This is a genomic window from Paenibacillus sp. N3.4, assembly GCF_008017805.1.
GTDB lineage: Bacteria > Bacillota > Bacilli > Paenibacillales > NBRC-103111 > Paenibacillus_E.
Genome location: NZ_VRTT01000001.1, coordinates 1 through 13,095, shown reverse-complemented (window position 1 = coordinate 13,095; position 13,095 = coordinate 1). Strand labels below are relative to the sequence as shown.

Annotated in this window: 9 protein-coding genes; all 9 read left to right on the top strand. The window is 41.0% G+C overall.

Features of this window, described 5'->3' with window-relative positions; genetic code table 11:
* The first annotated feature begins 5 nt into the window (after positions 1 to 5).
* The 9 genes from FU659_RS00045 to rbsK all read left to right on the top strand — a co-directional run bounded on the left by FU659_RS00045 (position 6) and on the right by rbsK (position 12,856).
* Complete coding sequence (locus FU659_RS00045; protein ID WP_147945667.1) at positions 6 to 1,622, top strand: response regulator; 1,617 nt, start codon at positions 6 to 8, stop codon at positions 1,620 to 1,622.
* A 97-nt stretch (positions 1,623 to 1,719) separates the two neighbouring features.
* Positions 1,720 to 3,261: an ABC transporter substrate-binding protein gene (locus FU659_RS00040; protein ID WP_147945666.1), complete on the top strand. Its 1,542-nt coding sequence runs from the start codon at positions 1,720 to 1,722 to the stop codon at positions 3,259 to 3,261.
* A gap of 358 nt (positions 3,262 to 3,619) precedes the next feature.
* Positions 3,620 to 5,308 (top strand): sensor histidine kinase, encoded by a 1,689-nt coding sequence (locus FU659_RS00035; RefSeq protein ID WP_397354748.1) that lies wholly within the window; start codon positions 3,620 to 3,622, stop codon positions 5,306 to 5,308.
* Complete coding sequence (locus FU659_RS00030; RefSeq protein WP_147945665.1) at positions 5,301 to 6,713, top strand: response regulator transcription factor; 1,413 nt, start codon at positions 5,301 to 5,303, stop codon at positions 6,711 to 6,713. Before FU659_RS00035 ends, FU659_RS00030 begins: the two co-directional genes overlap by 8 nt.
* A gap of 158 nt (positions 6,714 to 6,871) precedes the next feature.
* The gene (locus FU659_RS00025; RefSeq protein ID WP_147945664.1) at positions 6,872 to 8,566 is read left to right on the top strand and encodes an extracellular solute-binding protein; all 1,695 of its coding nucleotides are present in this window, start codon (positions 6,872 to 6,874) and stop codon (positions 8,564 to 8,566) included.
* Positions 8,567 to 8,636: 70 nt separating this feature from the next.
* The gene (locus FU659_RS00020; protein ID WP_147945663.1) at positions 8,637 to 9,527 is read left to right on the top strand and encodes an ABC transporter permease; all 891 of its coding nucleotides are present in this window, start codon (positions 8,637 to 8,639) and stop codon (positions 9,525 to 9,527) included.
* A 57-nt stretch (positions 9,528 to 9,584) separates the two neighbouring features.
* Positions 9,585 to 10,469 (top strand): carbohydrate ABC transporter permease, encoded by an 885-nt coding sequence (locus FU659_RS00015; RefSeq protein WP_147945662.1) that lies wholly within the window; start codon positions 9,585 to 9,587, stop codon positions 10,467 to 10,469.
* Positions 10,470 to 10,489: 20 nt separating this feature from the next.
* Positions 10,490 to 11,890, top strand: coding sequence for an ADP-ribosylglycohydrolase family protein (locus FU659_RS00010; protein WP_147945661.1), 1,401 nt, complete (start codon positions 10,490 to 10,492; stop codon positions 11,888 to 11,890).
* A 30-nt stretch (positions 11,891 to 11,920) separates the two neighbouring features.
* A complete protein-coding gene (gene rbsK, locus FU659_RS00005) occupies positions 11,921 to 12,856 on the top strand; it encodes a ribokinase (protein ID WP_261807513.1) in 936 nt (311 codons plus the stop codon).
* Positions 12,857 to 13,095 lie beyond the last annotated feature (239 nt).

Below are 13,095 nucleotides of genomic sequence, written 5' to 3'. Positions count from 1 at the left end.
GGACGATGTACCGTCTAATCATTGTAGATGATGAAATGCATGTGATTGAAGGCGTAAAATCAGACTTGGATTTGGAGAAAAACGGAATCTCTGAACTCTATACGGCATACAACATGCGTCAGGCCAAAGAAATCTTTGCCGAGCATCCTATCGATATCATGCTTTGCGACATTGAAATGCCGCAGGGCAGCGGCTTGGAACTGCTTGCTTGGGTAAGAGAGCGTTACCCAGAAACAGAGACGATCTTCTTAACCGCTCATGCAGATTTCAAATACGCGAAGCAAGCCATTCAACTGGGGAGCTTGGAATATTTGATCAAGCCAGCTCTTGTCAATGAGCTGGAAGAGGCGATTTCTAAAGCCAAGCAGAAGATATCCAAACATAGTGAGCTTCATCATGTAAATCAGCTGTGGATGCAAAATCATCCCTTGATCGTGGAAAGGTTTTGGATGGATTTGCTTGATCAAACGATACCTTCTCATGAGAATGTAATTAAGGAAGTTGCGGAAAACCGAAATCTCGTTTATTGCGAAAGGATGACTTTTTTGCCTGTGCTAATCAGTGTTCAACGCTGGCATAAGGAATTAAGTCTGCGTGATGAGAAAATTTTGGAGTATGCGCTCAAAAATTCGGCGCAGGAAATGATTGTTCAGCAAGTGACGAACAGGCAAATCATTCCAATAGATAGGGGGAAGATTCTTGTCATCCTTTATTTCGAATCGTATACCGATGAGCTATTGGAAGAGTTGGTCCGCAGTTGCGAAGCTTATATTGGGTCTTGTTATCGTTATTTTTATTGCGATTTATGCTGTTATCTTGGTACCGATGGGTATATGACTGAAGTTCTGTCTATTGTTCAAGATTTGATGGTATTGGCTAAAAATAATGTGGCGTTTAATAACAAAGTGTTCTCATTAATGGGGAAGTCCGTCTCCAATGTGCAGATCAAATTACCGGATATGACAGTCTGGTCAGCGATGTTAAAAAAGGGAACAAAAGAAAAGGTAGTTGCGGAAGCGACGGAATTTCTGGAAAATTTGGTGCGAACAGAAGGCTTGGATGCGCATTTGCTGCGCCAATTTTATGAAAATTTCCTACAGATGACGTACTTCGTACTGAATCTGAAAGGAATTCAGGCTCATCAATTATTTTGTGATGAGCTATCTTTGGAACTTTCCAAAAACGCCACGCGTTCAGTAACTGACCTGCTAGCTTGGATTTGGCATACGGTTGAGAAAGCAATGGATCAAGCGGAGACGGTGGATGAAGCAACTTCGGTTATTGAGAGCGTCAAACAGTATATTGTCGTTCATTTGGATCAATCGGAGTTATCCCGTGAAGAATTAGCCAAGCATGTATATTTGCATCCCGACTACTTGTCTCGCTTTTTTAAGAAAGAGACGGGGGTATCGATCACTGATTATTTGCTGCAAGAAAGAGTGAATCTGGCCAAAGAGCTGCTATGTAAGAGCGATATGCCGATCGGTAGTATCGCATTATCCGTAGGCTACTCGAATTTTTCTCATTTTTCCAAAATGTTCAAAAAGGTCGCGAATTTGAACCCAAATGATTACCGCGAGCAGAAAGGTTTTCGATCCAACGAAAAGTCAGGAAAGCGGTAACCAAAAAGTCAGCAAACTGTTAGCGGGCTTTTGATTCCTGAACTATCATTAGAACATAGCAACGCCAATAAACTTTTATTAAAAAAGGGGTTAGAATATGAGAAAACGGACCAAAATGATTACGATTTTATTGGCCATGAACATGGTAACTATGCTTTTCACTACGGCATGTGGAAAGGATACGGGCAATCATAATGCCACATCCACCAGTACGACAGCTTCTCCAAATGTGAGTCCCTCAGGCAATGTTGACACGAAAACACCTGCCGAGCTTACGATGGCGTTCCCCATTTTCGGCGCGATGCCGAAAGATATGAATCTTATCCAGAATGAAGTAAACAAAATCACCAAAGCGAAGATTAACGCTACTGTAAAACTTCTTCCTATTAGCTTTGGGAATTGGAATCAGCAAACGAATCTGATGATGAGCAGTAACGATAAGCTCGATGTTATGTTGATTTTGGGGGGATATGTTTCCCAAGTGGCCAAAGGTCAATTGACATCCTTAGACGATCTTATTATGAAATATGGAAAGGGCATTTCCAGTCTTCTGGATCCTACGTATCTGAACGCACCGAAAATTGACGGCAAGATTTATGGCATTGCCAGCATCCGGGATTTGGCGAAAAACTACGGATTTACGATGAGAAAGGACATTGTTGATAAATACAATATCGACATTAGCAAGATGAAAACGTTAGATGATGTCGAGTCTGTTCTGAAGATCATAAAAGAAAAAGAGCCTAATTTAACTCCGATTGCACCTGGTGGCAACGGCAACACGTTCTTACAAGTTTATGAACCGGTTGACAACTTAGTAGATGGCTTTGGCGTTCTGCCTGACTACGACAATAATATGAAAGTTGTCAATTATCAAGAAACGCCGGAATACGCTGCACTCATCAAAAAGTTCAGAAGCTGGTACACAGCTGGTTATGTGTTGAAGGATGCGGCGACTAGCCAAACGTCAACGATTGATTTGGTTAAATCCGGTAAATTGTTTGGATATATGGCACCGATGAAACCCGGCTTTGATGCTCAGGAATCCAGGTCAACGACCTTTCAGATGGTGACTGCACAACTGCTCGAACCGATTGCGACGACAGGAACAATTACGAACGTTATGTGGGGAATTCCGCGGAATACAACGAACCCAGAGCGCGCTATGATGCTGTTAAATTTGCTGTACACAGATAAAGAGCTGATTAATTTGCTTGACTGGGGTATTGAAGGCAAGCATTATGTGAAGGTTTCTGACAATATGATCGACTTCCCGCAAGGTGTTGACGCGAAAAGCAGCGGTTATTATATGGAGCTAGGCTGGATGTTTGGCAACCAATTCCTTTCGTACGTGTTTAAAGGGGATGATCCGGATATTTGGAAAAAGACGGCTGAGTTCAATAAAAGCGCTAAGAAATCGAAGGCTCTTGGCTACAACTTTAATGCCGAGCCTGTGAAGACGGAAATTACAGCAGTAACTAACGTTGTCAACCAATACCAAAAAGGTATTGAAACAGGGACGCTCGACCCAGATAAGGCACTTCCGGATTATTTGACCAAACTTAAATCAGCAGGCATCGATAAAATTATCGCGGAAAAGCAAAAGCAATTGGATGCATGGGCGAAGACGAATAAATAAGTTTGGAATAATGATCTACGAAAAACAATCACCGTGCATTCATAAGCACGGTGATTATTTCTATTTAATGAATCTTTCTTACATTTTCTCTTGGTTGTCGTCAATAGAGGAAGGTAAGTACCTACGAAATACCTTGCCTTGTTTAGAAAATGAAATCTGAAAATCTGTTATTGTTGAAAATGAGGGTACTGTGTTATTTTTGTTAGATGGTTAACCTATGGTAAAGCAGTGGGTGTTCCAATTTATCTAGATTCAGAAAATAATATTTTGGGGAGCGTGTGTTTGTATACTTTTCAATATGAGCAGAAATTTTAAATCATTTCTTTATGATTACCTGACTTTGAAAAAGAGGATTATTATGATCTTCTTATTTAGCTCGTTGATTCCGTTTATTAGCATAGGTCTGATTTCTTACTATACGATCTACTCCATTCTTACAAATAAAATTCAAAGCGGCATTCAAAGTAATTTAAAGCAAGTTGAGCTCTCGTTAGAGAGCACCATCAGCAATTTGAACCATGTATCCCAACAGCTTGCATTTGAAGGTAGTGTAGGGAAGAAATTAGATCAATTGTTATCGAGTACAGATAGTCAACCATACGAACGAGTCAAAATGAAAAGCAATCTGAAGGATGAATTAAGCCTCATTACTTTTACGAATCCTAATATCGGATTAACCCTCTATTATTTCCAAAATGATCATTCCTATGATCTTGAAAATTCGGGAGTCAAGAATAGCTTCTCTCCGGAAAAATTGCCATTGCTTGCCCAATACTCTGGAATTTCCTATTATGGTCCACATGTAAGCAACAACCCTTTTGATAATCAATATGTGTTGTCTGCTTTAAGAAAAGTAGAGCTGCCTAATCGGGATGATGTTTATGTTTACATTGAAACAGGGTTCCATTTGACACAGAGTATCCTCAATAATGATCAAACCGGGGTTAAGAACTCTCATATATTCCTTGACAATAATGGTAGAATTGCCTATAGCGAATTACCGAATACATTTGCAATGGATACGACATTCCCTGGCATCGAAAACGGAAAATCTTCTGGCACACAAAATGGGTTTTACTGGTTTAGGCAGGAAAGTAATCAAGGTTGGAGCATTGTCTCGGTGATTCCGAAAGCAGATTATAACAAAGAGATGAATCGATGGTTCGTTCAAATCCTACTATTTTCGTTAGTTTTTTTGGGAATGAGTCTGTTCTTGGCTTGGCTATTATGGAAAATGGTGTATCGACCATTGAACGGCTTCAATAAAGAGATTAAGCTGATGGCGCAAAATCGAATCCAATCTGGTATAGCAAAAACAAGAATACCAGAGTTTGATTACCTCTTGGATCAATTTCGACAAATGAAAGAACAAATTTGGGATTTGTTCGCGGAAGTTGAGCAGAAAGAGAAGCGCAGAGTTGATCTTGAAGTTGAGAAACTGCTTTATCAAATCAATCCTCATTTTTTGATGAATACGTTGGATACGGTGCATTGGCTGGCTGTCATGAACGGGCAGAATGAGATCGATCGTCTTGTAACATCTTTAAATAAACTGCTGCATTATAATTTAGGCAAGCTAGGACAAGCTTCAACAATGCAAGAGGAAATCGAGGCATTGAGGCAATACCTTATTTTGCAGCAGATTCGTTATGATTTTCAATTTGATGTGCAGATACATGTGGATGAAGAGGTATTGAAAATGCCGATTCCGCGGTTCATCCTTCAACCGCTCGTGGAAAACTCGCTTTATCATGGCTTAAGCGATGATGGCTTCATCCGAGTTGAAGTGAAATTAACACAAACGATTAATATTTCGATTCACGATAACGGCTCGGGGATGTCAGAAGAGATCATACAAAATTTATTAAATAACTCAGAAGTTGAAAATAGGAAGGTTGGTATGGGCATCGGGATGAACTATGTGAAGCGTATGATTGATTCGCAATATGGTGAGCGGGCCAAGTTGGAAATTAATAGTGTCGTAGGGAAAGGGACGAGCATTTTGTTAAGCCTGCCCCTATCGGAGTTGGAACCAAATCATGATTAAAGTAATGGTTGTTGATGATGATAAATTAGTTCGAAAGGGCCTTATTTCTGCAATGCCATGGCAGAATTTCGATATGGAGGTTGTCGGGGAAGCAAGCAATGGCGAAAAGGCATTGGAATTTTTAGAATCTAATACTGTTGATTTACTGCTTACTGACCTGGCAATGCCTGTAATGTCAGGCATTGAATTAATAAAGAGGGTCCGTAAAGAGTTCACTCATATCTATATTGTTGTATTGACGCTCCATCAGGATTTTGAATACATCCAAGAGGCGCTTAGACTAGGCGCGATAGATTACATTGCTAAGGTACAGCTTGAAAAGGAGCGCTTTGAGGAAGTGCTTGAAAGAATCTACAACCGGATTGCGCAAGAACAAAAACGAGCTACAAATCTAAATGAGATTTATACAAGTGATCGAGGCTATGCATTGCTCTCATTAAATAATGATGTTGGAGATTATTGGGTAGAGGAGTGGTGTGAAAACGCAAATCAATTCATGATTGAAGTGGACATTAACCTTTGGCTTTGGACACAACCAGTGGAGCAGTCTAGCGAATTATGGTTAGAAAGGCTTACACAGGAGGTCAGCACTAAATCGGGGTGGGCGCTAATAAATCTGATCGGTCTCTACGGCAGGCCCCATAAAGATGTACATCGTCGGTTAAGAGAATATAGAGAAAAGGATTTCTTTTACGATTATGATTTACATTCTAGTTTGGGGTCGATTTTGTTGCAAGAATGGGACTGTCTCAGGCAAGTACAGTCTGAAGAAAGTATAAATCATCTGAGAGAGCAATGGTCGTCTTACGAATGGATTTATCAGGACAGCTTATTTAAGCATCATATCGATGCTTTAAAGATGATGCGGTTACCTCAGGCGAAGCTTTTCGGGTTGCTGTATGCGTTAATCGATAGATGGAATCTTTTATTTTATCCTGTGAGCTTAGTGAAAATTCAACTGCTGGATTCATTTGATTTCTGGTATCAAGTTGATGAATGGTGTATAAACACACGGAATATGATCCGTAACGCTATGGATAAACCTACCTTTTCGCAAGAGGTTATGGAAAGTATTGTTAAAGCTGTGTATATAGCTCATGAAGAGATGAATCAACAGATTACAGCGGTAAACATTGCTAAAAGAGTCAATATGAGTCGAAGCTACTTCAGTCAATGCTTTAAAGAAATTGTTGGTATGAATTTTAGTGACTATTTACGTCAGGTTCGTATCGAAAAAGCAAAGGTGTTTCTGCTCTATACCAACAAAACAATACTTTGGATTGCAGAAAACGTTGGTTATATGGATGAAAAGTATTTTAGCCGCACCTTTCGTGAGCAAACGGACATGCTTCCGAGCAAATATCGGCAAACACAGGGTACAGGTAGAGATATGTCCGATAAATAGGGGGGCAAAAGCTGATAGCTGAATAAAGAGTCGCAAAGCCTTGCTAATCGTCGGTCATTTGGCTCTCTAAACATGCAACCGTCGCCTATCCTAGCTAGAGGCCTTTGTGTGATACCCTTTAGATGTGGACTAATTTAAAAGAGAAAGAAGGGGCACGAATGAGCAAGTCTAAAAAAGGTATTCAGATTTTACTTGCAGGAATGATAATTGTATTAACCGCATGTAGTCAATCAAACTCTTCCAAAGAATCACCGATTTCTTCAACGGCGGCAGTGCAAAAAGCTGCGGACCCATTTGGGAAATCCGAGAAACCAATCACGCTTAAAATTGGAAAAGAAGTTGATGCTTCGGATAAAAGCTTACCAGCCGGGGATTCTCCCGAGAATAACCAGTATACCCGTTATGTTAAAGAAAACTTGAACATTGATACGAAGATTGTTTGGCAGGCCGCTGCAGGAAAAGATTACGAACAGAAGGTGAATTTATCCATTGCCAGTAACGACTTGCCTGATGCGTTAGTTGTGAAGGAGACGCAGTTTAGACAAATGGTAAAAAGCGGTCAGCTTGAGGATTTAACCGATGTTTATAATAAATATGCTTCGCCAACCATTAAAGGCATTATTGAAACAACGAATGGGCTTGCACTCAAATCAGTCACAGTTGATGGGAAAATGTATGCCTTGCCAAATGTAACACCGGAATCAGATATGGTACATTACATGTGGATTCGCAAGGATTGGTTAGATAAGCTAGGCCTACAGCCTCCAAAGACGATGGATGAGTTGGAAAAAGTGGCAAAAGCCTTCGTCGAGCAGGATCCCGACGGTAATGGGAAGGCAGACACAATCGGTATTGCAGGTCCGCAACTAGGCGGTAAGCTCAATGCGGATTTTATTAATCCGAATAGCAACAACTATGGGTTTGACCCCATCTTTGCTTCATTCCATTCTTATCCGGGATATTGGCTAAAGGGCTCTAATGGTAAAGCAACGTACGGTTCCATTCAGCCTGAAACGAAACAAGCGCTTTCCAAGCTGCGTGATTTCTATACCAAAGGTTTAATCGATAAGGAAGTGAGCATTCGCAAGGATGCACAGGAAACAATCAAGAATGGAACCGCGGGCATCTATTTTGGTGTATGGTGGTCAGGTGGGTATGGTCCGTTAGCGGATGCGATCAAGAATAATCCGAAGGCAAACTGGCAGGCCTATACCGCGCCTCTTGATGTGAATGGCGAATTTACTCCGCATATGGGTAACCCATCGAACCAATATCTCGTTGTTCGGAAGGGATATGAGCATCCTGAAGCGGCGATTCAAATGCAAAATCTCTTGTATCGAGATGAATCGAAATTCGATGTGAATGTTGCGATTGGCAATTATCCATTACGTCTGGTCTTTGCCTCGATGGATGTAATGGACGTTACCTATAAAATGTTGAAAGAGGTTTTAGCGGGCACCAAAAAACCGGAAGACTTAAATCTTCCCGGATATAACCTATTAAAAACTGACGCTGAAAACGTAAAAAAAGTTAAATTGGAGCCTTACGACAATTATGATATCCAGTATTGGAACCCGAATGCGGATTTGGGGGTATGGAAACGAATGTATTCTACATTCGTCGGCATATCTCCATTGCAAAAGCCTTATAAAAAAACATACAGCGTCACCTATTCGCAGACCAAGACCATGGAAAGTAGATGGGCTTCATTGGATAAATTGGAAAAGGAAACATTTCTCAAAATTATAATGGGTGCCGCCCCTTTAGATTCCTTCGATCAGTTTGTACTAGATTGGAAGAAGCAAGGCGGAGACCAAATTCTTGCAGAAATAAACGAAGTCGCAAAACCGTAAAAGTCCCTAAAGGCGTCGGTGAAATCTGACGCCTTTCTCTAATCAAGCGAGAATGGAAGTGATTTACAGAATGATAACTAAGGGTTATGCCAAGCATTACTATCTCATGCTCCTCCCTGGATTTATTTGGTTGACTCTATTCAGTATCGTTCCTATGTTCGGGATCGTTATTGCTTTTCAGGACTTTAATCCTGGCTTAGGCATGTTTCACTCCGAGTGGGTTGGTTTGGAAAATTTCAAGTATATGTTTACGCTTAATGATAGTAAGACGATTTTTTTTAACACAATTTTTATTGCTGTAATGAAAATTATCGCGAATATGATCGTACCGCTTACCTTTGCTCTGTTGTTGAATGAATTACGTGTGACCATTTTAAAGAGATGGATTCAGACGATTGTTTATTTGCCCCATTTTTTATCTTGGGTTATTCTTTCGGGTATTCTTTTGGATATCTTTTCTTACAAAGGACCGGTTAACGGGATTTTGTCTGTGTTTGGTATAAGTCCTACTGTTTTTTTTGCCAGAGCAGATTTGTTTCCCTTCATTGTTGTTGGAAGCGATGTTTGGAAGGAGTTTGGATTTAACACGATTATTTTTTTGGCGGCTTTGACGGGCATCAATCCCTCTTTATATGAAGCGGCTGCGATTGACGGTGCGTCGCGTTTGCAACAATTGCTAAATGTCACGCTACCCGGAATTATTACAACGGTTATTTTGCTCTCTGTACTTAGTCTTGGCAATGTCTTAAATGCTGGATTCGATCAAATATTTAACCTTTATAATCCTCTTGTTTATTCAAGCGGTGATATTATTGACACCTGGGTATATCGAACCGGTTTATTGAATTTACAGTATGGCTTGGCAACGGCCGTCGGACTGTTAAAATCTGTTATCAGTTTTACTTTGATCACAACGTCCTATTTCTTGGCTGCTAAATTTGCAAATTATCGTATTTTTTAATAGTAACCTTGTGGCGGTTACTTTTCGAATCCATGTTTAAAATAAAGGAGCATTACTATGGTTATAGAAAAAACATTTGGCTCCAAAGCATTTGATGTTTTGCTTGTCGTGCTTCTGGTTGGTATTGCGCTTTTGTGTGTACTTCCTTTATGGTACACGCTTGTGATCTCGTTAAGTGAGAATGCAGCAGCTTCCTCGGGTCGGGTTGGATTATGGCCGGTGGGGTTTAATTTTAGTTCATATAAAGAAATTATGGGTGACAGCAAATTTTTTAATTCTTTTTGGGTTTCCATACAGCGTGTCGTATTAGGATCCACTCTTAATTTTGTAATCATCATTCTCATGGGCTATCCGTTATCCAAAAATGCGAAAGATTTGCCTTTTCGTAATGTACTCATGTGGATTTTGGTTTTTACTATGCTATTTAACGGCGGCTTGATCCCTTGGTATCAAACTGTTAAATCATTCGGATTAATTAATAATATTTGGGCACTTGTGTTGGGTAACAGTGTTCCGGTTTTTAGTGTTATTCTCGTTATTAACTATTTTCGCAATCTGCCTAAGGAGTTAGAAGAGGCGGCGTTAGTGGATGGAGCGGGTCCATGGTATATGCTCGTTAAGATTTATGTTCCACTGGCTGTTCCGGTGCTTGCTACGGTTACTTTATTCAGCATAGTCTATCATTGGAATGAGTTTTTTAACGGTCTTGTGCTGATGTCCAGTGCCGATCATTATCCGCTGCAAACCTACATTCAACAATTGGTCGTTATCATTGATGCACAAACCATGACTGCAGAACAAATTCAAAAGATGAGCGAGCTTTCCAATCAGACATTGAACGCAGCCAAAATCTTCATTGCGATGATTCCCGTTTTAGTCATTTATCCGTTTTTGCAAAGATTTTTTATTCATGGGATTACGTTAGGATCTGTTAAAGAATAATCAAATTAAGGGGATACAGCATGCTACCATCACTTACATTTCTTAAACGCCAATTGGAGGGGATTCTGCGCAATAAATTCGAGCAGGGGCATCAAACCTCCGGTTACTTAGCCAAGCTGGAACAGCTTCCCGCAAGCTATGATGCCTATGTGGAATTCGCTCACAGCTTGGCTGCTATTCCAATGAGGGACAATTGGTCTTACTATGAACCCAATGATTTAGAAGAGATATGGAGGGAATGCGATCCGGCTCGACCTCTCGGACAGGTCGGAATCCTGAATCTGAAGGACAGCTCCAAGCGTGTAGAGGCGGCATTCCTCGCTTCAGTCTGCGGCTCCATGTTGGGCAAACCAGTTGAGGTAAACCCCAGCCTGTCGGAATTGCGTCAAGCGCTAACTTCCGTAGGGGAATGGCCACTGAACGATTACATTTCTGGTGAAATCCTCCATGCATTGGATCGACGTCATTGGTCTTGGTATGAGACCACCCGGGGGCGAATGAATTACGTGGCGCCTGACGACGATATCAATTACACCTTAATGGGAATGATGGTGCTAGAGCAATTCGGCACTGGTTTTACGAAAAGAAATGTAAGAGACTTATGGATTAATCATATTCCGATAAGCACAACTTGGGGTCCAGAGAGGGCCATCCTGCTTCGATCGGGGATGAGCTATTTGGAGCATGATAGGGACATATTTAATCATTCTGAAATCGAGGGCTGGCCTGACTTCATGATCCAGGATACAGAGCTATGCGGTGCGGCGATTCGCGCAGACGCTTACGGCTATGCCTGTCCTGGTCAACCAGCTCTTGCTGCTGAGCTGGCTTGGCGGGATGCAAGCTTTACACACCGCCGGACCGGTATCTACGCCACGATGTTCATTGCTGCTGCGATTGCTGTCGCGCAGGTGCTGCGCGATCCGATAGAAATAATCCGTACTGCACTGCAATTCGTACCTAGACGGAGCCGATTCTACGAGATTACTCAGGATTGCCTGCAGATGGTCGCGAATGCAGACAACTGGCTGGCAGCCTATCAAAGCATTAACCATAAGTATGCGAATTATTGCCATTGTCAGGTTTATCAGGAAATAGGCACCTTAATGAATACATTTCGATTTGCTGAAAATGTCGGAGATGGGATATGCAAGCAGGTGATGCAAGGCAACGATACGGACAGCTTTGGGGCAACAGCCGGTTCTCTGCTCGGGGTTTATTTCGGTTCTGACAGCTTGGAAACAAGATGGCTTGAGCCATTCCAGGACCGAATTTATACGGGTTTATCTTATTTTAATGAGCAAAAGCTTTCTCGTTTGGCTGAGCGGATGGGGCGTTTGCCAGAGCTGCTGCACATCGGCCAACATCGGGTTCAACCCAGCGAACTCTATGTGAACGAGAACATGGATTTCTGCCTTTGAATTTGAATTTATAAAAAATAAGTGAGGTATATGCCTGTGGTAAAAATTCTTGTAATCGGAAGTATTAATATGGATGTAGTGAATCATGTATTGAAACATCCTCTCCCTGGTGAAACGATTAAAAGTATAAAGACGGACTACAATCCTGGAGGAAAGGGAGCAAATCAGGCTGTAGCAGCTGCTCTAGCTGGAGCTCAGGTCATGTTTATTGGAGCTGTTGGCAATGACCCATTCGCCTCACAGTTATTGTCTGCTATTCGTGGAATGGGTGTCCATTCAGATTTTGTTATTCATAAAAATGGAAATTCGGGATTAGCATCAATTACAGTAGATGCGTCAGGAGAAAATCATATTATTCTTTCAGAGGGAGCCAACGGGTTATTAACAGTAAATGATATACAAGATTCTCTTGAGGCGTTTGAAAATGCTGATATTGTGATGCTACAAAATGAAATAAATTGGGATACTACGAGATATGTGATGGAAGAGTCCCATAAACGAGGCATCAGTGTTTACTTTAATCCTGCCCCAGCCTTACAAATACCGTTAGATATCCTTCATTTGATTGATGTGTTAATTCTCAATGAAACTGAAGCCGAGTCTTTAACTGGCATTCCCGTCACTAACGAATACCAAGCAATTCAAGCTTCTGTAAAATTAATAGATGGAGGAGTAGGGAAAGTCGTGCTGACGTTAGGAAGTAAAGGAGCATTGTTTAGCGATAGTAATTTTAATGTTAAACATGTCCCATCCTTCGACGTACAAGTCGTTGATACGACGGCAGCTGGAGATACGTTCATAGGCGTATTGGCTGCAACGACAGGTTCAACGGATATTTCAGAAGAGACTCTGCGATTTGCTTCTGCTGCTGCAGCAATTAAAATTACACGAAAAGGTGCCCTAGATGGTATTCCGAATAAATCTGAGATTGAGGCATTTTTAACATCTGCAAATTCAAAGAAGTAATGATGTGGGTCCCTTAGGAATTATATTATATGGTGACATTTACTGTCGGCAAACTCGAGGTATCGATATCTTAGTGCGTCAAAAAAAGGGTATCATAAAATCGCAGTAGAAATTCAACGGTACCTTCATGAAGAAGTAAGAGACCCTGACATTATTGAACGTTTTATAAGTTCAAAATAATATTAATGTTGCCATCCTTTGATTTGGTTCACACTTTTTTTGTCTTTGTGAAAATGCAT